The organism is Psychrobacter sp. NPDC078409 (genome assembly GCF_050268505.1).
Taxonomy (GTDB): Bacteria; Pseudomonadota; Gammaproteobacteria; order Pseudomonadales; family Moraxellaceae; genus Psychrobacter.
The window spans coordinates 301,570-323,296 of record NZ_JBNNGW010000003.1; the positions used below are offsets into that span (position 1 = coordinate 301,570).

Here is a 21,727-nt window from a genome sequence, read left to right on the forward strand (position 1 = left end):
TCAGTCGCTGTTAGTTTAATGCTCTTGAGATTAATACTTTCGAGGTTGAGACGACTTCAAAAAAGCTGAACGGTACTAAGCTGAACTGTGTTAAAGAGCTAGATCAGTACATAGAGTCGATGAGAGCATGATGCTTTTTCTCAACCAAATTTCTTTTCAATTTCATCGTCGCGGTCAATTCATCATCTTCAGGACTGAGCAGCACATCTATAAGCCTGAATTGCTTTATGGTTTCTACCTGAGCTAGAGTTTCGTTAGCAGACTGTACGACGTCATCTATCAAGGCGATGACTTCTGGCGCGTGACACAACGAGCGAAAATCAGAAAACATCACTTGATTGTCTTGTGCATATTTTTCGACGTTTTCTTGATCTATCATGATCAGACAAGTTAGATACTTCCGCTTATCACCAATGACGACCGCATCTGAGATATAGGGTGAGAATTTAAGTTTGCTTTCAATCGCAGCTGGTGTGACGTTTTTGCCGCCTGCAGTGATAATAATGTCCTTGATACGACCCGTGATAAAGATATAACCGTCTCTAATCTCACCAACATCACCCGTATGTAGCCAGCCATCACGTAAGTCTTCAGCGGTTTTTTCTGGCTTGTTCCAGTAGCCTGCAAACACGTTAGCACCTTTTACGAGTATCTCTCCATTGTCGGCGATACGGACTTCAGAGTCTGGTAGTGCCTTGCCTACACTGCCAGCCATCTGTGCTTCAGGCGTATTGACCGATATCACGCCCGCACTTTCGGTCATGCCATAGCCTTCATAGATAGGCACCCCTATCGCATGAAACCAGCGGATAATATCTAGCGATATGGGCGCAGCACCCGTAGTGGCACGACGAATATTGCTCATACCTATAAGGTCACGAATTTTGTATAGTACCAGTCTGTTCCAAAACTCGTAACGCAGTCGTTGACCTGTCGTAGGAGTATTGCCTGCCATCACAATATCAGCGTAGTCATGACCTGCTTTTATAGCCTGATCAAATGCCCAGCCATTGAGTGCACTGGCGTCGCTACGCATGTTACTGATAGAGGCGTACATTTTTTCCCACAGTCTGGGCACAGCGGTAAAGGTATCAGGTGAGACTTCTTTCATATTCTCAAATACCGTCTCTGTACTCTCGGCAAAGTTAACGATACAGCCTCGATGGATAGGCAGATCTACTGATGTTAGACGCTCAAGCACATGACATAAAGGTAGAAAACAGAGCTGCTCATCAGTGGGCAATATAGGAAGGATATCTATGCTTGTTTTGAGCTCAAAGAGGACATTGGCGTGCGTTAAAATCGCACCTTTTGGATTGCCTGTCGTACCAGAAGTATAGATTAAAGTACGTATGTCATTGGGCGTACCTTGATCAATATAATCACTAAAACGCTCTCTTGCGTTATCGACACTTCGACCAATCGTATATAGCTCATCAAGGAAAACAACCTGATCATCCTCTAGACTCCGCAAGCCTTTACGGTCAAGGACAATTACCTTTTTAACATGAGGTGTCTGCTCACGAATCTCTAAAAACTTATGCAATTGCTCATCGTTCTCTACAATCAGAAATTTAGAATGGCTGTCATTCAATATATAAGCAAGCTGCTCAGGACTGTCTGTCGTATAGACACCATTGGGTATTCCGCCTACGCCGCAGACACCCATATCAAAATAAAGCCATTCTTTATTGTCTTCACTTAAGATAGAAACAGTATCGCCTTTGCTCAGACCAAGCTCGATGAGTGCCATGCCGATATCGCAGCTATGATGATAATAGTCTAGCCAACTATAACTCTGCCAGATACCAAAGCTCTTTTCTCGATGAGCAATCCTGTCACCTCGGCTCAAGCAAACCTGTCGCCAAAGTTTGCTCAACGTATCGCACCCTTCTAAGATTTGAGGTGCATGATCGAAAGGCGCGTTGTGTATCTTTCGACCCGTATCGTAATCATAACTTTTAGAATTATCGCGAGACGATACTGGCGCAGCAGATGTTACTTTCATGTCTGCCGCATCCGCAGGAGAAAGCGAGGTATTGTTTTCAGTATTAACATCAATATCAATGGAGGTCGTCATGATTATTATCGCCAAGTCTTTTTGCGTTTCCACCGAGTGGCTTCCGCAGTGTTATCTTTGGTTTGTCCCAAATAGAACTCTTTAATATCATCAGAGTGCATGAGTTTGTCCGCTGAGCCTGCCATCACAATACGTCCTGTTTCTAACACGTAACCGTAATCCGCTGCCGCCAAGGCAACTCTTGCGTTTTGTTCGACCAGTAGAATCGTCACGCCTTGCTCTTTATTTAAACGTCGAATGATGGCAAATATTTCTTGTACCAATAACGGAGATAGTCCAAGAGACGGCTCATCGAGTAGCATAAGAGAGGGTCGTGACATTAGCCCTCGACCGATAGCGAGCATCTGCTGCTGACCACCAGACATCGTGCCAGCTGCTTGTGTACGGCGATCTTTTAAAATGGGAAAATACTCATATATCATCTCGACATCACGCTGTATCTCAGATTTGTCACGGCGAGTATAAGCGCCCATCGCTAAATTTTCGGCGACATTCAAAAAGGGAAATACCTCGCGCCCTTCGGGTACGTGCGACAGTCCTTTTTTGACCAAGCGATCAGGCTCAGTGCCATCGATACGTTCACCATGAAACCATACTGCGCCCTTGCGAGGATTGATAACACCAGAGATAGTCTTCATTAATGTCGTCTTGCCCGCCCCATTCGCGCCCAAAATCGTGACAACTTTACCTTCGGGCACCTCTAGACTCACGCCTCTTAATGCCATCACTGGACCATAAGCGGATTCTAAATTTCGCACTTCAAGCACGTTGTTCTTTACTTCGGAGTCGACCAAGTTCATTTCAGTAGCCGGCGCGGCAGAGGATAATGATTTTTTAATAGCTGACATTACACACTCTCCTGTCCAAGATAGGCTTCAATAACCTGTGGATTGGCTTGCACCTCAGCTGCCGTGCCCTGAGCCAAAAACTTACCTTCAGCGACGGCCAATACGCGATCTGACACTCGATTCACAAGACTCATGTCATGCTCTACCATCAAGATAGTCAAGCCAAGATCTTTTTGCATATCTTCGATCCACCATGCCATCTCGGACGTTTCCTCTACGCTGAGACCAGAGGCCGGCTCATCGAGCAAAATAAGTTTTGGATTAGCGGCTAGTGCGCGCGCAATCTCAACCACCTTTCTAATGCCGTAAGGCAAACCTGCAATGAGCTTATCTCGATAAGGGGCTAACTCTAAAAAATCGATGATTTTTTCAACTTGTAGACGATGCTCTCGCTCACTACGGCGCACCTTTGGTAAAAACAACAAATCCTGTATCCATGACGTATTACGCTGCGAATGGCGACCGATAAGCAGATTCTGTAACACGCTTGAGTGATCAAACAGCTCAATGTTTTGAAACGTACGAGCAATACCCAGTTTTGCGATATCGTGAGCAGGTAGCTTGGTAATATCAGTGTCATCAAAGGTAATACGACCACTAAGCGGCTCGTACAAGCGACTTATTAAGTTAAAAATCGTGGATTTACCAGCACCATTAGGCCCTACGATAGTGAATACCTCGCCCTCGTTTACCTCAAAGCTAATGTTATCAACGGCTTTGACACCGCCGAACGCGATAGATAAGGAGTCAACTTTTAATAAGCTCATCGCATACGCTCCGTTTTAAGATAAGTTTTAGAACGGCGAAACAGTCCTTTTCGATATAACGGAAACATCTGAAACCAAGTCCGTATCTTGATCCAAATGCCGTATATACCGCGTGGCTCATAGATGATCATGATGACAATAACTAGGGCAAACAGCGCCGTATCAATACCAGGAATACTGGTGATACTAGAGCCCGCACCTTGACCAACCATATCGCCTAAGATAGCAATCACTTGTGGCAATAAGACAACGACGACAGCACCAAAAAATGCACCATGTATGGAGCCCAAACCACCGATGACAATCTGCAGTAAGATGGTAATAGAGATGATAACGGTGAAGCTTTCATAATTGACCGCTTGCACAAAATGCCCATACATAGCGCCGCCAATAGCGGTAATCGCGCAAGATATGCTAAAAGCGAGCGTTTTGGCTTGCGGTACATTGACGCCAAGCGCGCGGGCGGATACTTCGCTGTCTCTGATGGCTAAGAACGATCGTCCAGTGCCGCTTCTAAGTAAGTTGATATACCCTAAGGTAACTAGCACTACGAGCGCGAGGCATAAATAATAAAAGGCTTTGGGCGTGATGTAGCGATCGATGGTGTAACCAAACAGATTGATAGGAGAGGCAAAGGTGCCAGAGATACCGCCCGTAATAGGCTCAGCAACGATAGCGATGTCCTCAACGATAATACTAAGCGCCAAAGTCGCGATGGCTAAATAGATACCGCTGGTTCGTAAGATTGGTCTGGCGATGATCGCACCGATAACCCCAGTGATGAGTGCACAGGCAATCAAAGCAGGGAAGAAATTCCACCCTCGAGCCATCAGTGCCATATGGCTAAATGCCCCTATCGCCATAAAGGCGGCATGCCCTAAGCTGACCTGTCCGGTGTGCCCCGTCAAGAGCATCAGACCCAGTCCAGAGATAGACCAAATCAATATGGCGCTAAGCTCACTGATGTAATAGTTGCTCAACAACCAAGGCGCCATTAGTAATAGTAAGAGAAGCACGCCATACTTTATGAGTTGGCTTTTGTCATCGAAGATATTGATATCTTGATCATAGCTGTGTTTAAACTGAGCTTTCATGGGCAGTACTCATCCTTGAAAAGTTTTGGAGGCCGCTTTGTCATCCTTGAATCAAAGCTGCCTTGGATCAAAGCTTCTATACTTTTTTCTGTTTGACCTGAGAAAAAATACCGCCCGGACGTACGATTAGTACGATCAACATAACCACATAAGGCGCAATTTGACTAAGACCTAGCGGTAGATAACGACCAGCAAAGGGCTCTATCACCCCTACTAGCAACCCGCCTGCCAGCGCACCAGGCAAGGAGCCTAAGCCACCGATTACCGCAGCGGCAAAGGCCTTGATACCGAATAGTAATCCGACAGAGGGTTCGATGGCGCCTTTGGCCGCAAAGAGTATTCCAGCAAGTGCAGCAACCACTCCTGACAATGCCCAAACGATACCGTTGACCCGCTTGACGGGAATACCCATATAGTAGGCTGCCATTTGGTTTTGACTGCTGGCTTGCATTGCAATACCAAGCCGCGTGTGGGCAAAAAAGAAGTACAAAATGGAGGTTAATGCGATAGTAGATATGATGATAATAATGTCGACATAAGCGATACTCAGTGAGCCTAATGCCAACATCTTGCCTGAAAACGGTGTCTGTAGTGAGACTGGGCTATGTCCCCAGATGACACCAGCGACAAAGCGCATTAGGAAACCAAGCGAGATGGTAAGGATGACCATCGCAAATTGCGGTTGACCAAAAATACCACGTAGGATAAAGCGATCTAGTAAGTAGCCAAATGCACCCATGATGACAGCAGCAAAGGTGATGCCTAATAAGAAGGGAAGGTTTGCCTGATCGGCATTGATGAAAGATATGCCTAAAAAGGCACCGAGCATAAGCATGTCTCCTTGGGCGAAATTGACCGCTTCTGAGGCTTTGTAAATGAGTACAAAACCCAGCGCTAACAGCCCATATATACAACCATTAGCAATCCCGCTAATGAGCAGTTGTAGGATATCCATAAAGTCCCTTTTGTCTTAACATTATCATCCGTGACAATGTTTGAATAAGCGGTTCAATCGACTGACTCTTTCATCAACTACTTGTAAAGAAATTCATTTTCTTCATATCAAAACGACCAGCGTTTTAGTAAGTAATCAACATGGCAGCAGTAGTAGCAAATCATATTCATGTATTCACATTATACCAACTACAAATTATTGTCTATAGAAAAATCAAAGTTATTCAACGATTTATAGCAAGTGGCAAAAGCTATTTATATTACTCACCTAAAAACACCACCATTACTGCCATGGTATAATTAGCTACTTTATATCGTCTATCCAAACCTATTCTATAAGTCATCATCATGAGTCAAATGTCAAAACAAACAAAGCCAGTTAAACCAACCAATTCGTCAGTAGGCAATCCATCGTCAGTTAAGAAATCCATTGATAATCATTATGACGTCATTATCATCGGTGCTGGTGCTTCAGGACTGTATTGCGCACTGACTGCTGGTCGCCGCGGTCGCCGCGTATTGGTGTTGGATCATGCCAATAAAGCTGGTAAAAAGATTTTGATGTCGGGTGGTGGTCGCTGCAACTTTACCAATTACTTTGTGGAGCCTGAGCATTTTATCGGTGCCAATCCCCACTTCTGCAAATCAGCGCTAAGTCGTTACCCGAGTTGGGAGTTTATCGGCATGGTAGAGTCGCATAAAATTGCCTACCATGAGCGCGAACATGGTCAGCTGTTCTGTGACGACTCAGCACAAGACATCTTATCTATGCTGCTAGATGAATGCGCGGCTGTAGGCGTACAAGTAAAGCTTAATGCTCAAATTGATCATGTTAAAACTGCTGCTCATGATAATGGCGAACGCTTTTATCTAACGACGAGCAAAAAGCTTGGTAAAAAAGACATCGCGAACGGTACTCAACCTTCGCAAACACGCTATAGCTGTGAGTCTTTGGTGGTCGCTACTGGTGGCCTATCTATCCCGACCATGGGAGCAAGTGGTATCGGCTATGAGTTGGCGCAGCAGTTCGGGCATACCCTCGTGCCTACTGATGCCAGTTTAGTCCCGTTTACTTTCACTGATAAAACAGGCGAGCTTATCCGTGCTTTGGCTGGTATCAGTCTGCCAGTTATTGCCAGTAACGAGCGTATCTCTTTCAAATTACCCGTCCTATTTACCCATCGCGGTCTCTCTGGCCCTGCCATGCTACAGCTATCCAACTATTGGCAGACTGGCGAAACCATCAGTATCAATCTGTTGCCTGAGATAGATGTCACTCAGCTTTCGCTCACTCGCAAAAAATCGCATCCACGCCAACTAATTCGTACCGTATTGGCAGAAAACACAGACAATGCGCTACCCAAGAAGCTATTGGCAGCGTTACAGACGCATCTGTGGGAAGACATCAAGGATACTGAGCTTGCCAATATTAAAGACGAGCGACTTACAGAACTTGGGGCTACGCTCAATGGCTGGCAGCTCAAGCCCTCTGGTACAGAAGGCTACCGTACCGCTGAGGTCACACGCGGCGGCGTCACAACCGACGAGGTATCTTCCAAAACGATGCAAAGCAACTTGCAAGATGGCTTGTATTTTATCGGTGAGGTACTCGATGTGACTGGCTGGCTTGGCGGTTATAATTTCCAATGGGCTTGGGCCAGTGGTTTTGTCAGTGGTGAAGTCGTTTAATCACCTTAATGGCTTCACTATTTATAGCGATAATATTGGCTTTAGTGTCTGTTAGCATTTGAATAATTGACTATTACTCAGATAATGGCTGACAATATGTTTGATGATAGTTGAGTGGTTTTAGACAGTAATCTTAGAGAGCAATGAGAATAAACACAACATAAGTCTATTTTCATAGTAGAATTAACGTAAGGCATTCATCCTATTGATAGCAATGCCACTTAGACTTATGAGGTAATCCATGCGTCCAATCAAGCATATTCATGGTGATAAAAAGCCGCATTGGGTAGGTGACGGGTTCTTTGTAAAAACCCTAATCAATCATCTCGATAATAATCCTGATTTTAACTATAGCCATACCGATCCTTTTTTATTATTTGACTACGGTCAGCCCACGACCTTTTCGCCCAATCCTAATTATAAGCTACAGCCACATGGTGTTGGACTGCATCCACATAAAGGTTTTGAAACCGTAACCATCGCCTATTCAGGTGAGATTAGCCATGCAGACTCAACAGGTGGGCGCGGCGATATCTTAGAAGGCGATGTACAATGGATGACTGCGGGTCGCGGCATTCTACACGAAGAGTTCCACTCTGAAGCCTTTGGGCAACGTGGCGGTGTTTTTAGTATGGTGCAGTTATGGGTTAACTTACCAAGCGCCCACAAACTGACCGACCCCAAATATCAATCTATCAAACGTGCTGATATGCCTATTGTTGATCTGATAGACAATAGCGACGAGCAAACTGTCATTGGCCAAGCTGCCATTATTGCCGGTGACTGGCATGGGATAGCGGGAGCAGCAACGACCTTTACGCCAGTCAATATGTGGGATATCGAGCTACATAAAGCAGGTACAACCTCGCTACAAGTACCGAAAACGCATAACACCCTACTGCTGGTACAAGAAGGTCAAGTATTGGTCAACGATACAGCCGTCAGCGCAGGTAGCCTAATAGAGTTTTCAGCGCCTACTCGAAATCATGTAGGCACTCAATCTGAACATTCATCCTTACCTACGACTGATACTATCGAATTGACCTACCCTGCAACTACCGATGAAGACACACCTATCAAATTGCTACTGCTAAGCGGCAAGCCAATCGGCGAACCAGTCGCAGGTCACGGTCCCTTTGTCATGAATACTCAAGAAGAACTACGTCAAACCTTTCGTGATTATCAAATAGGCATTTTCGGCAAATAATGAAAATTTGTGCATAAAAAAAGCCGCTCAACTATTAATAGTTAAGCGGCCTTTTTGTGTTGCATTATTTAGCTAAAAATCTAACTATTACGCTTGGTCTAAAAATGGATAGTCGGTATAACCTTCAGCACCGCCACCATAGAAAGACTCTGGATGCTGCTCATTAAGTGGCGCGCCTTTTTGGATGCGCTCAGCCAAGTCAGGGTTGGCAATATAGTCGCGGCCAAAGGCGACTGCATCGATATAACCCGCTTTTACATTTTGCTCTGCTTTTTCGGCAGTATAGCCACCAGCTGCGATAATCATTTGATCAAAAGCAGCACGCACACGCTTACGGAAGTCTTCGCTATAAGGCGTACCACCTGCCCAATCTGGCTCTGACAGATGCAGATACATGATTCCGCGTTTGTTAATCTGCTCAATCATCCAGATATTTTCGTCTTCGTTATATCCAGCTTCTACGTTGTTGAACGTACCAAGTGGTGAAATACGAATACCAACATGATCTGCATCCCAAGCGTCTACACACGCATCGATAACATCAAGTGTCAAGCGCGCACGGTTTTCGCGGCTACCGCCGTATTCATCATCACGCTGGTTGGTTTGCTCAACCCAGAACTGATGCAATAGGTAACCGTGGGCACCATGAATCTCTACCCCATCAAAACCCGCTTCTTTAGCGTTCTTAGTGGCTTGACCAAAGTCAGCGATAACTTGTTTGATTTCTTCAAGTGTGGCTGGACGAGGCGGCGTTGCATCTACACGAATGGCTTGGTTATCGCTGTCACGTAGCGAGGTACGTACACCAACATCAACGTTAGAAGCAGAGATAGGCGCTTTACCATCTGGCTGTACGCTCTCATGAGAAACTAAACCTGTGTGCCATAGCTGTACTACGATTTTGCCACCTTTAGCATGCACGTTATCTACGATGGTTTTCCACGCAGTGATTTGGTCTTTGGTATGAACGCCTGGCGCGCCAGCATAGCCTTTCGCTTGGAAAGAAACTTGCGTTGCCTCAGTGATTACCAAGCCAGAACCTGCGCGCTGTGAATAATATTCGCTTGCCAGTGCTGTTGGTACATCGCTTGGCTCAACCGAACGCAGACGCGTCAACGGTGCCATAATGATGCGGTTTTTTAGGGTTTGGGTACCCATCTCGACGGTTTCAAATAAATTATCGTGTGCCATAAAAAGCCCTGTTTATTGTTTTAAACCTTAGTATCAGGTCTACTATTATTGGTAATAAATAGCACTTATATTAGTAGGTAGCACTTAGCTGTCGTTCTATAATTTGCAAAGTACGCTACTCATAAGCCGAGTTCTTTATAGGGGGTAAATGCAATTATTCCAAGCAATATTTACAAACAGAAACACCAATATTTAGATATTCGAATCTTTATAATTACAGGCTACGAAGACAGTTTACCGTAGCTTAAACTCTCGTCGCCCGCGTGGGATTCTTTGGTTGTAGCATCTTTTTGACAGACAGCTCTAGTGACAAATACGTGCCAAACAATATCACTACTGAACCGATGATAGCTTGGATATTTAGGGCTTCACCAAGTAGTAGATACCCTAAAATAATAGCAAAAATCGGAATCACCAAGGTAATACTAGTGGCTCGCGTCGGCCCAATATTTTTGATCAGCTGATTCATAAAGATAAGGGCAATGGCGGTCGAAAATACGCCGATACAGATCACGGATACCCATGCCTTTATGCTGATATCTTTACCGTATGGGAACTCGTTAAAAGCCACGGGCAGCATAATGATACTACCGATAATGAGCGATCCTGCGGTGATAGCGACTGGCGATACCTCATACAGATAGTTTTTGGTGATGTTGGCTCCAAGCGCATAACCTACACAAGCCAACAGCGCGTAGCCCATCGGTAGTAGCCCTTCGATCAATCCTTTGCCTGGCTCACCACCGCCAAACAAGCTTTCGCTCATCAGTATGATTACCCCAATCACTCCGATGACCAAACCGAGTGCTTGTTTTTTTGATAACCTATCTTTAAAGAAGACTCTAGCGATAAAACCACTCATCATCGGTACAGAGGCATTTAGTACAGCTAGCACGCCTGCGTTCACTGACTGCGCGGAAAACGAGAACAGCACAAAAGGTAGCGCTGCTGAAAACAAGCCAACGAGCGCTAGCATTTTCCAATGCTCCTTGATGCCGACTCTGTTTTTCTTATTGAGCAATACAAATACCAACATGACCAATCCGGCGAATATCACACGTAAGCTGGCGAATGCCAATGAGCCAAACTCAGGCACGCCGATACGATAAAAGACGAAAGAGAGTGACCACATAAAAGAGAGCGTCACAAAGATGATGAGGTCACGGTTGGTCATTGGGTAATCCTATTAAGCGCTTAGACTGCGTTTACCAACTCGTGTCGGTCATAAGCGTCTGATGCGTTGTAAAAACTATCATGTGATTAAAAACTCATGATGATAACTTTTTAATTGTTTGATGGGTAATTTTTTATAAAATTTATAGTGAGTTTTTATCTATTTATTAATTTTTCTAGCACAGTTTTAAGGTTTGCACCTTTTGATAATTTATAAATCTGGACAAATTCCTTTTAGTAAGCACCGTATAGCAAGCAGCGCCGATCCTATTATTCATATACTTTAGCCTATTCCAGCGCCTTTCTATTCACATACTAAAGAACTCCAAAGTCATCCTTAAGTAAGTTATCCGTTCAATATCTATAAAAATAGATTTACGGTCATAGTAAACCCTTCTTATAGCCTTGTTCTATAACCGCTACTCTTAATAATACTGTTGTTAAAAGTAGCTCTGATAAATCAATTCAAGATTTTCTCAAAATATATTAGTTGATATTTGTTCGCTAATTTTCTACTATCTAAAAAGTATTGGTTAGTATTTGGCAATACAAAAAATAGATGGCAAACATCATTAGTAGGATTTATAAATTATTGAGGAATGATTATGAAAAGGATAGCGTTATTTATCGGTATGATGTCAGTTGCAACGGCAGGTTTTTGCGGGGTTGGTCAGTTCTCAGATGAGACCACTTGCTATGTTTATAAACAAGATAAACTACAAAAAAAGCTGAACTGTCAGTATGAGGGTGCTGAGGGTGCAGCGATGAGTTATAGTTTTAGACAGGTCTCCTATAACCTGCCAGGATTTGGCAAAATGGCAACCTCTACCAGTGCAAACTATAATGACCGTAATGAAGTGACTGGATGGACGACCACCGTCAATGACGAGCCCGCGATCATCAGATATCGTCTGCCAACCAATCAGCGTATTGTCAGTGATGCTTATGCGCAGTCTGGTAAAGCAGTTATGCAATGTTATCTTAGTACAAAATCGCAGTGGGAGATTTGTGCTAGATAGAACAAAGTACTCTCAAAATTTATTGTCTTAAACTGTAATTAAGCTGAGCATTTTGCTTGGCTTTTATTGCCGCCCGCTAAAAACTGAAGCATCAACCTTAGCGCCCTCTTCTATAAAATTTTCTCACCGTTTTTTCTATATACTCAACGTCTTCACCACTGTCAGAGCCACTGTCAGAGCCACTGATAAAATCCTCCTCCCTGTTGGACAGCCATTGAATTATAACCCTGCATCGGTAAGAATGATGCTACCTATTTATAAAACCTACTCACCAACCCAGTTTATTAAAGAGTCAAATACATGAAACTGCGCATCCTAAAGTCTACTGTGACCAATCCTTGGTTTAATCTTGCCACCGAGGATTGGATATTTAATACACTCAATCCCGACTCTCATACCCTATTTTTATGGCGTAACTCTGAGACTGTGGTTATTGGACGCTCACAAAATCCATGGGTAGAGTGCAAAACCGATAAAATGGAAGCAGACGATGTATTTTTAGCACGGCGTCAGAGCGGCGGCGGCGCTGTGTTTCACGATTTGGGTAATACCAATTTTACCTTTTTATCGCCCAGTGATGCTTACGACCAAGAAGCAAACTTTACTATCATCATCAATGCGCTTAAGAAACTCGACATAGACGCCACGCTGTCTGGTCGTAACGATATGCAGGTCGACGACCGAAAAATATCGGGCAGCGCATTTAGACATGCCGCCGATCGCAGCTTTCATCATGGCACATTGCTGGTCAATGCCAATATGCAAAAGCTTGGCGACTATCTGAACCCGCATCCGCTAAAGCTCAAAGCAAAAGGCATCAAGTCTGTACGTGCGCGCGTGGCAAACTTGGTAGATTTTAATGAGACTATCAATCACAAGATACTGTCTGATGCGATTATCGAAGCGTTCTGTGAATATCATGGAGAGATTGCACAGGTTGAGCAGTTAGATGAAGCCAGCCTTGCTAAGCAACCGACGCTAAACGCTTACTATCAGCAAATGGCAGACTGGGATTGGCGCTTTGGTAAAACGCCTGAGTTCACTCATCATATCGAGACGCGATTTGATTGGGGCATGATGGATGTGCATATGGATGTGAAGCAGGCGATGATCACCGAGGTTGTCATCTTCTCTGACGCGCTAAATGTTGAGCTTATTGATCTGCTGAAAGACACATTGACTGGCGTTAAATATAATAAGCCTGAGATTAAAAACAAGCTCGATGAACTAGCAAAAGCGCAACCTGAATTGGCAGCGCAAGTTGGTGATTTTGAGCAGTGGTTAGTTGGTGAGATGGAAGGTTAGATTTTGCGACGTCAGATTTAATCTAGCAAGTATTGCAGGGTATGCCGCCTGCACTGCTTGGTAAAAGTTACTGACACAAATGCTCTGTATATAGTTAACGGTATTGATATCATACATGCGCCATCTGATATTTTGTATATTAATGAAGCATAACAAGCATCCTGCCATTACTCCATTTTTTATGAAAAATCAATATTAAGGTATTTTCATGAAGTACTTACATGCAATGATTAGAACCAACAAACTAGAAGAAACGTTATTTTTCTATTGTGACCTTATGGGCTTACAACTGCTAAGAAAGAGAGACTCTGAATCAGGCAGATTCAGCTTATATTTTTTAGCAACGCATGAGGGTGCACCAGAAATTGAGGTGACACACAACTGGGATGAAAGAGAATATACCAATGGCGATAATTTTGGGCACTTTGCCTTTAGAGTCGACAACATATACGCACAGTGCGACACCTTTATACAGGCAGGGGTCGAGATATTAAGACCACCTAGAGATGGCCATATGGCTTTTGTTAAAGACCCTAATAATATCTCAATTGAGCTGCTACAAAATGGCGAAGACTTAGAACCTATTGAGCCTTGGATTTTGATGGAAAATATTGGCAGTTGGTAGGTGAGTGAGGCTAACTAGGCTGATTTGTTTTTTCAGATAATGATGATGACACGTATATCACAGTTATAGCTTTCTTAAAATACAATCAAGCTCTAAAAAATGAGGGTAATATGAAAAGGTTATGCATCACTACAATCGGTATTTTAGGCACTTGCCTACTTTCCACTTATGCAAATTCAGCAAGTTTTGATTGCAATAAGGCTGCTACGTGGGTAGAAAAAACAGTTTGCGACAGTCCTGAGCTTTCTAAGCTTGATAACGTAATGGCAAAGAAGTATAGGACTAATCTCAATAATGCAGCTAACGAAGAAGACAGCAAAAGCTATAAAAACAATGTGATTATAGATCAAAAATTATGGCTGAATTTTCAACGGAATACCTGTAAAAGTGAAGAATGTCTGATACGTGAGTATAAAGAATATATCGAAGAACAAAGCAGTTACGGTGTGGCTTGGAATTTTTCAGATGAGTTGAGTCCTTCTGATTTACCGAGTAAAAGTGCCTTTGGTAAGTTTTCTCAAACCTCTCAAATCTCAATATATAATTCAGGTACTCAGCGCTGGGAAGATACAGGAGAGGCAAAAAACACGGTATCGATTCATAGTGTCGCTAATAAGCCTTATCTTTCCATTATCGATGGCGCTTTGATTTTTACCAATGCTCACACCTGCGATTTGGGAGAGAGTAAAGCCATATGGTCAGAAAACCATTGGGTCATTAATGATGATCAACCAGATAAAAACGTTGAACTACGCTTGTATCCATCAACTTATAAAGGTAAATCCCATTTGTTATTAAAAGATATTGATGATCAGTTTAGGTGGGGGCGTTGTGGTGCGCGAGGATATTTTGACGGTATTATATTAGAGCGTGAGTAAGTGAACAAAATCACTCTACTCTCTCAAAATAAACATAAGCTGAACTGAATATCCAATTTAATAAGTCAAACTTTCATTCTAAATAAAAAAAAGACGGCAAGAGATATCCCCTCGCCGTCCATTATTTAACATTCATGCTAAAGAATTTAGATCTGAGCGGCGACTTCAGCACCATCACGAATCGCACGTTTGGCATCTAGTTCAGCTGCTAGCTTAGCACCGCCGATGAGGTGATATTGCGCGTCTGGCGCATCACCAACGTTTGGCATCAGCTCAACGACTGACTCTTGACCGGCACAGACAACGACGCTATCGACACGTAATAACTGGCTTTGACCTTGTGGGTTAGTCACCCAGATACCTTCGTTGGTGATTTTGTCATATTGCACGCCGGCAACTTGGATCACGCCATGCGATTTGATATGCGCACGATGTACCCAGCCTGAGGTTTTGTTCAGACCACTGCCTAGACGACCTTTGCTACGCTGCATGAGATAAACTTGGCGAATTGGTTTAATCGCTGCTGGTCTGACCAGACCACCATCACTTTGATAATCGGTATCATTGGTCACGCCCCACTCTTCACGCCATTCGCTGATAGACTGTGGCTCAGGGCGATAGCTTGGATCTTTTAGTCCATCAGGGCCGATTTCATCAAGCGACTTACCATGATTGGCTGTCAGATATTCACTGACATCAAAGCCGATACCACCAGCACCGATGACCGCGACTGTGTTGCCCACTGCTTTTTCGCCAGACAGCAGCTCAGCATAGCTCATTACTTGTGGCAGCTCAGCCCCTTCGAGCTTACCTTCTAGACTTCTCGGTACGACACCCGTTGCCACGATGACATGATGGAACTTAGCTTTTTCAAGCATGTCCTTATCAACTTTGGTATTCAGTTTAATCTCAACACCCAGATGCTCAAGCTCATTGATATAGTAGCGAATAGTCTCAAAGAACTCTTCTTTACCAGGGATGACTTTGGCATAGTTAAACTGTCCGCCAAGTACGTCTTTAGCTTCAAACAGAGTCACGTCATGACCACGTAAGGCCGCCACATGAGCAGCTGACATACCAGCAACACCGCCACCGATGACGGCGACTTTTTTCGGTTTTTTGGTTTTCTTATAGACCAGTTCAGTCTCATAACAGGCTTGCGGATTGACGAGACAAGTCGAGCGTTTGTTTTCGAACGTATGGTCGAGGCAGGCTTGGTTACAAGCGATACAGGTATTAATACGATCTGTCTGTCCGTTTTTGGCTTTATTGACCCAATGCGCATCAGCCAAGAATGGACGCGCCATTTGAATCATGTCAGCTTGACCAGTCGCAACGATCTCTTCTGCTGTTTCTGGCATATTGATACGGTTGGCCGCCATCATCGGGATACTGATATGCTTTTTGATTTCAGCGGTGAAATCAACGAAAGCGGCTCGTGGCACGCTCGTCACGATAGTCGGCACACGAGCTTCATGCCAGCCGATACCAGTGTTCATGATAGTCACACCCGCTTCTTCTAGTGCCTTAGCCACGGTGATGACTTCATCCATGACGTTACCGTCTTTGACCAAATCAATCACTGATAAGCGAAATAGAATAATAAAGTCTTCGCCAGTCGCCTCACGTACCGCTTTGACCACGTCAACAGCGAACTTCATACGACCATGAATATCACCACCATAAATGTCTTTACGCTTATTCACATGGCTTGATAAAAACTGGTTGAGCAGATAACCTTCAGAACCCATGATTTCGACGCCATCATAGCCTGCTTGCTTGGCAAGTTTGGCTGAGCGAGCATAGTCTTTTACCGTCTGCTCGATGTTTTTAATGCTCATCTTACGCGGTTTAAACGGTGAGATTGGAGATTTAATCGGGCTAGAGGATACGGCAAAAGGATGATAGCCATAGCGACCACTGTGTAATATCTGCATGATGATTTTGCTGTTGTGCTTATGCACAGCACGAGTAACGCGCTGATGGTTGATAACGTCAGCTTTAGTATTCATCGTTCCGCCAGCAGGCAACAACCAACCTTCGCGATTGGGCGAGATACCGCCAGTAATCATCATTGCCACGCCGCCCTTGGCACGTTCTGCAAAATACGCCGCCAGCTTGCCATAATTATAAAAACGGTCTTCAAGCCCAGTATGCATTGAGCCCATCACCATACGGTTTTTTAGCGTAGTAAAGCCCAAATCTAGCGGCTCAAATAAATGCGGATAGTGTTCATTGGTGCTAGCGGTTTGGATCGTATTGGCACTATGGCTGGCAGACATATCATTTTCCTTATGAATAGTTTATGAGGCTACTTCTTAAAAACGGCTTTTTAGAATTAGTGGGCCTAAGGGGTTTAGCAACATCGATATCGTAACACACCGCGATTATTGTCAGCTATGCAGACAAGCGACTGATGAGTGAGCACTATATTAATTGCTATAACGAGCGGGACGGTGTATCAGGATGTACTGTGGCATACGGTTAAGCAAACACCACAAAACCCAGCCAACTTTTGAGGTAGATTATATACCGTTAGTTTAATGTCACTTAGAGATTAGACTAAGATATAAATCGATAAATATCGACTTATACCTATAACTTCTATGCTAGATTACTGTACTAAATAATATACTGACGTTAATGTACTGACGCATTATAGAAATACGATAAAGGACTATCATCATGACAGATTTCCATACAGGTCTCGGCAAAAACGCCGCCAACCATCAACCACTTACCCCTATTGATTTTATCATTCGCAGCGCGCAAGTTTATCCTAATAAGACTGCCATCATTTATGACGACCTAGAACACAACAATCTCACTCAGACATGGCAACAGACCTATACCCGCTGTCGCAAACTGGCTGATGGCCTGCGCAAATTGGGTATCGATAAAAATGACACCGTAGCCGTGATGCTGCCGAATACCCCAGCAATGGTCGAATGCGCCTTTGGCGTGCCGATGTCAGGCGGCGTACTCTGCACCTTAAACACCCGACTCGATATCAATGCGCTTACCTTTTGCTTGCAGCATTCCGAAGCAAAGGTTTTAATTCTAGACAGCGAATTTGCTGAGCATGCTGAGATTATCAATGAGACTTTTCCAGACTTAATCGTCATTCATTCAACGGACAAAGCTGTCGATGTTGAGCGCTTTGGGCATATGAGTTATGAAGCATTGATTACTAGTTCAGACAGCCTGAATAATTGGGAGATGCCGAAAGATGAGTGGGATGCTATTGCGCTGAACTATACCTCTGGGACGACAGGCAAGCCCAAAGGTGTGGTCTATCACCATCGCGGTGCAACTCTCAATGCTATCTCTAATATTTTAGATTGGGATATGCCCAAACACCCGATGTACCTATGGACGCTACCACTGTTTCACTGCAACGGTTGGTGTTTTCCGTGGACCATCGCTGAACGTGCTGGGGTCAATGTATGCTTGCGAAAAATTGATGCTGATTTGATATTACAGCTGATTGCCAAGCATCAAGTTAGTCACTACTGCTCTGCGCCAGTCGTGCACAATATGATTGCAGGCGGCAAACCTGAGTATAAAGAAGCCATCACCCATACCGTCAAAGGTTGGGTCGCTGGTGCACCGCCATCTGAAACTATGCTGGCCGCGATGGAAGCAATGGGCTTTCATATCTCGCATGTCTACGGTCTCACTGAAGTATATGGGCCAGTGACGGTCTGCGCTGAGCAGGAAGAATGGGATGAGCTTGATGTGGCTACCCGTGCCCAAAAGAAATCATGTCAAGGCGTAACGTCACACTTGATGGCAGGATTTGAAGTATTTAAGCAAGGTACGTCTGAACCAGTCGCCGCCGATGGAGCAGAGATGGGTGAGCTGGCGCTACGTGGCAATATGGTGATGAAAGGTTACCTAAAAAGCCGCAAGGCTACTGAAGAAGCATTCGCTGATGGCTGGTTCCGCACAGGCGATTTGGGCGTCAAATATCCTGATGGCTATATCAAAATCATGGATCGACTAAAAGATATCATCATCTCAGGCGGTGAGAATATCTCTAGTATCGAGGTAGAAAACGTCTTGTATAAACTACCTGCGATTGAAAACTGTGCTGTCGTTGCCGCGCCACATGATAAATGGGGTGAAGTGCCCGTCGCCTTTATCGAGATTCATGCTGGTAGCACGCTGCAACGTGATACGGTGATGGAACATTGCAGTCAGCATCTAGCAGGCTTTAAAGTGCCGAAATATATTGTCTTTGCAGAAATACCGAAGACCAGTACCGGTAAAGTACAAAAATTTGAGCTACGCCAAGCGGCTAAGTCGTTGGCACACGAAACGCCAAAAGTAACTGCCAGCGCTAAATGATCTGACAATATATTAAATCCTGTCACAAATTAATATTCATAAAAAAGGTCAATCACGTATAAGTGACTGACCTTTTTTCGAGTGCTAGCCTATTTATACTATAGTTGGTTCAATATAATTTGGAGACAAGGAAGCCAAGTGAAAGTACTACAAATAGTAGACTAAGCGAGGCTGACACCGTATCCAATTTATAGAGAACTAACTATATCAGCCAAGCTTAGGCTCAAGCCATTGATAAACTAGCATTCCTATAATCATGGCAGGAATAAACACATAGGCTTGCCATTGGCCCGTACCGAGCAATACAATTCCTGGTCCTGGACAGATACCAACCAGCCCCCAGCCGATACCGAACAACATCGCACCGATAAGCAATTTTTTATTAATAACGGTTTTGCTTGGCATATCAATCGGTGTACCAATCCAGCTGCTTTGTTGAAGATTTGCTAATCGCACACCGAAAAATGCCACTATCAGACCACCGCCCATCACAAGAGCAAGGGAGATATCCCACGCGCCAAATACGTCCAAAAACCCTTGTACTTTTACAGGATCGGTCATACCTGACACCAGTAGTCCGAGTCCAAACAGCAGTCCTGCTAGCAATCCGATTATATTTTTTAGCATCGTCGTATCTCGCTATTATTATTTTTTATTAACCATCATATGTCGTTCGCGCGTTAGCCCGATTATCAGTCCTCATCTGGCAATAAGCCATGAATTCGCTATAGCAGGCCTAGTACGTGACGACCGATATAAACGGTCACAATCCCAAACAGCATGAAGGTGACGGTCGCTGCCAATGACCGTGGAGACAGCCGTGCATTACCACAGATACCATGCCCACTGGTGCATCCTGACCCTAAACGCGTGCCAAAACCGACCAGTAACCCTGCACCAATCAATAATGGCACGGAAGTACTGATAGCTACCTCAGGTAGTGGTCTTGCCAACTGGTATAGCAGCGGTGATACGACCAAACCCAGTATAAATAGCACCTGCCACATCTCTACACGCTTGGGTTTTAGTAGGCTTGAAAAAATACCACTGATACCTGCTATACGGCCGATACCTAGCAGTAAGATAACCGTCGCTACGCCTAGCATCAGACCCCCAACTAAAGAGATCGGCGTAAATGCTTGCCAATCTATTTGTATGCTCATAACGGACTACCTAATTAAGTTTATTAAATACGTACTTGAGTATTAATTTATAAAAATACATTATATTATAAAATATAATAAAAAGGTAAAAAAATACTGAACCTAGCATAATGCTAATGGTTCAGTATTTTTTATAACTGTTAAGATAGTACTGTAAAGGCTTTAAAAAGGGCAGTGAAAAAGACTTAATAAGCTATCACATTACTGTCTTTATCAGCCCTCTTAATTGGTATCTTTACTGGCCTAGCACTTTATCAAGTGCCGTTTCAAAACGCGCTACTGTGCCATCGATATCAGTCAATTTATCCAAGCCAAATAGACCCAAACGGAAAGTTTTGAAGTTATCAGGCTCGCCCACTTTTAATGGTACGCCAGCCGCGATTTGTACCCCGATTTCAGCGAACGCGCTACCTTTATGCATGTCATCACGATCAGTATAAGAGACGACAACGCCAGGTGCTTTAAAACCTTCGGCAGCGACGCTCTCAACGCCTTTGGCTTCTAGTACTTCGCGGATACGTTTGCCAAGTGTCCACTGTGCGTCACACAATTTATCAAAACCGATTGCTTTGGCTTCATTCACAGCATCACGGAACTGACGTAAGCTGTCTGTCGGCATAGTCGCATGGTAAGCATGGCCGCCATTTTCGTAAGCACGCATGATGTTCAACCATTGCTTTAGGTCGATACTAAAGCTATCAGATTCAGTGCTGTCTACTTTTTTGACAGCAGCATCGCTTAGCATGACCAAGCCAGCGCCCGGTGTACTGCTCCAGCCTTTTTGCGGTGCACTAATCAGCACATCGATGCCCAATGATTTCATATCTAGCCATACACAGCCTGAGGCGATGCAATCAATGACTAACAATCCGCCAACACTATGCACAGCTTCGCTCAACGCTTTGATATACTCATCTGATAAGATGATGCCCGATGAGGTTTCAACATGCGGGGCAAATACAACTGCTGGCTTTTCTTCTTTAATTTTGGCTACAGCCATATCGATGTCGACTGGAGCAAACGGCTTTGGCGACTCACTGTCATCGGCACGATTGGCCGTGAGGACTGTAGATGACTTGGCAATTTTGCCTTTTTCTAAGATTTGCGTCCAACGATAGCTGAACCAACCATTACGAATGATTAGGCAGTCTTCATCATTTGCCAACTGACGAGCGACGGCTTCCATACCATAAGTACCAGAACCAGGAACGATCACCACTGCATCCGCGTTATACACAGATTTTAGGTCACTAGATAGGTCGTTCATCACTTGCTGAAAGGCTTTTGACATATGGTTCAGCGCACGATCGGTATAAACCACTGAATACTCTAATAAGCCGTTTGGATCGATATCTTGACGTAATGCAGGCATTGAACACTCCTA

The 21,727-nt window shown here is 44.2% G+C and carries 18 protein-coding genes; 7 read left to right on the forward strand and 11 right to left on the reverse strand.

The features are described from left to right. Positions 1–103: 103 nt before the first annotated feature. The 5 genes from ACQKC9_RS07255 to ACQKC9_RS07275 form a co-directional block, all read right to left on the reverse strand. Entirely contained in the window at positions 104–2,080 is a 1,977-nt protein-coding gene (locus ACQKC9_RS07255) for an AMP-dependent synthetase/ligase (RefSeq protein ID WP_427621167.1), read from the reverse strand. A 5-nt stretch (positions 2,081–2,085) separates the two neighbouring features. Then, positions 2,086–2,928, reverse strand: coding sequence for an ABC transporter ATP-binding protein (locus ACQKC9_RS07260; RefSeq protein WP_010196012.1), 843 nt, complete (start codon positions 2,926–2,928; stop codon positions 2,086–2,088). After that, positions 2,928–3,695 (reverse strand): ABC transporter ATP-binding protein, encoded by a 768-nt coding sequence (locus ACQKC9_RS07265; RefSeq protein WP_201548964.1) that lies wholly within the window; start codon positions 3,693–3,695, stop codon positions 2,928–2,930. Before ACQKC9_RS07265 ends, ACQKC9_RS07260 begins: the two co-directional genes overlap by 1 nt. Beyond that, positions 3,692–4,789 (reverse strand): branched-chain amino acid ABC transporter permease, encoded by a 1,098-nt coding sequence (locus ACQKC9_RS07270; protein WP_057758081.1) that lies wholly within the window; start codon positions 4,787–4,789, stop codon positions 3,692–3,694. Before ACQKC9_RS07270 ends, ACQKC9_RS07265 begins: the two co-directional genes overlap by 4 nt. A 76-nt stretch (positions 4,790–4,865) precedes the next feature. Continuing rightward, positions 4,866–5,744, reverse strand: coding sequence for a branched-chain amino acid ABC transporter permease (locus tag ACQKC9_RS07275; protein WP_057758078.1), 879 nt, complete (start codon positions 5,742–5,744; stop codon positions 4,866–4,868). Positions 5,745–6,091: 347 nt separating this feature from the next. Here ACQKC9_RS07275 and ACQKC9_RS07280 point away from each other — a divergent pair, with 347 nt between their 5' ends. After that, the gene (locus ACQKC9_RS07280) at positions 6,092–7,432 is read left to right on the forward strand and encodes an NAD(P)/FAD-dependent oxidoreductase (RefSeq protein ID WP_427621170.1); all 1,341 of its coding nucleotides are present in this window, start codon (positions 6,092–6,094) and stop codon (positions 7,430–7,432) included. A 241-nt stretch (positions 7,433–7,673) separates the two neighbouring features. Next, positions 7,674–8,639, forward strand: a complete 966-nt coding sequence (locus ACQKC9_RS07285; protein WP_427621172.1) for a pirin family protein — start codon at positions 7,674–7,676, stop codon at positions 8,637–8,639. An 87-nt stretch (positions 8,640–8,726) separates the two neighbouring features. Here ACQKC9_RS07285 and ACQKC9_RS07290 read toward each other — a convergent pair whose 3' ends face one another. Both ACQKC9_RS07290 and ACQKC9_RS07295 read right to left on the reverse strand, forming a co-directional pair. Continuing rightward, a complete protein-coding gene (locus ACQKC9_RS07290) occupies positions 8,727–9,830 on the reverse strand; it encodes an alkene reductase (RefSeq protein WP_057758073.1) in 1,104 nt (367 codons plus the stop codon). Between the two features lie 244 nt (positions 9,831–10,074). After that, positions 10,075–11,004, reverse strand: coding sequence for a DMT family transporter (locus ACQKC9_RS07295; protein ID WP_427621174.1), 930 nt, complete (start codon positions 11,002–11,004; stop codon positions 10,075–10,077). 604 nt (positions 11,005–11,608) lie between these two features. Between ACQKC9_RS07295 and ACQKC9_RS07300 the strand changes: the two genes are divergently transcribed. The 4 genes from ACQKC9_RS07300 (at position 11,609) to ACQKC9_RS07315 (ending at position 14,830) form a co-directional block, all read left to right on the forward strand. Further along, a complete protein-coding gene (locus ACQKC9_RS07300; protein WP_427621175.1) occupies positions 11,609–12,022 on the forward strand; it encodes a hypothetical protein in 414 nt (137 codons plus the stop codon). A 300-nt stretch (positions 12,023–12,322) separates the two neighbouring features. Then, the gene (locus tag ACQKC9_RS07305) at positions 12,323–13,327 is read left to right on the forward strand and encodes a lipoate--protein ligase (protein ID WP_427621177.1); all 1,005 of its coding nucleotides are present in this window, start codon (positions 12,323–12,325) and stop codon (positions 13,325–13,327) included. A 208-nt stretch (positions 13,328–13,535) separates the two neighbouring features. Then, positions 13,536–13,952 (forward strand): VOC family protein, encoded by a 417-nt coding sequence (locus tag ACQKC9_RS07310; protein WP_427621178.1) that lies wholly within the window; start codon positions 13,536–13,538, stop codon positions 13,950–13,952. A gap of 110 nt (positions 13,953–14,062) precedes the next feature. Then, on the forward strand, positions 14,063–14,830 hold the full coding sequence (locus ACQKC9_RS07315; protein ID WP_427621179.1) for a lysozyme inhibitor LprI family protein: 768 nt from the start codon (positions 14,063–14,065) through the stop codon (positions 14,828–14,830). A 146-nt stretch (positions 14,831–14,976) separates the two neighbouring features. Here ACQKC9_RS07315 and ACQKC9_RS07320 read toward each other — a convergent pair whose 3' ends face one another. Next, on the reverse strand, positions 14,977–17,112 hold the full coding sequence (locus ACQKC9_RS07320) for an FAD-dependent oxidoreductase (protein WP_427621180.1): 2,136 nt from the start codon (positions 17,110–17,112) through the stop codon (positions 14,977–14,979). 403 nt (positions 17,113–17,515) lie between these two features. On the opposite strand from ACQKC9_RS07320, the gene ACQKC9_RS07325 reads away from it, so the two are divergent. Further along, on the forward strand, positions 17,516–19,180 hold the full coding sequence (locus tag ACQKC9_RS07325) for an AMP-binding protein (RefSeq protein WP_427621182.1): 1,665 nt from the start codon (positions 17,516–17,518) through the stop codon (positions 19,178–19,180). 207 nt (positions 19,181–19,387) lie between these two features. On the opposite strand, the gene ACQKC9_RS07330 is transcribed toward ACQKC9_RS07325, so the two are convergent. The 3 genes from ACQKC9_RS07330 to ACQKC9_RS07340 form a co-directional block, all read right to left on the reverse strand. Then, positions 19,388–19,807, reverse strand: coding sequence for a DUF6691 family protein (locus tag ACQKC9_RS07330; RefSeq protein WP_427621183.1), 420 nt, complete (start codon positions 19,805–19,807; stop codon positions 19,388–19,390). A 98-nt stretch (positions 19,808–19,905) separates the two neighbouring features. Beyond that, positions 19,906–20,343 (reverse strand): YeeE/YedE family protein, encoded by a 438-nt coding sequence (locus ACQKC9_RS07335; RefSeq protein ID WP_427621185.1) that lies wholly within the window; start codon positions 20,341–20,343, stop codon positions 19,906–19,908. A gap of 235 nt (positions 20,344–20,578) precedes the next feature. Then, positions 20,579–21,715, reverse strand: a complete 1,137-nt coding sequence (locus ACQKC9_RS07340; RefSeq protein ID WP_427621186.1) for an aminotransferase class V-fold PLP-dependent enzyme — start codon at positions 21,713–21,715, stop codon at positions 20,579–20,581. Positions 21,716–21,727: the final 12 nt, after the last annotated feature.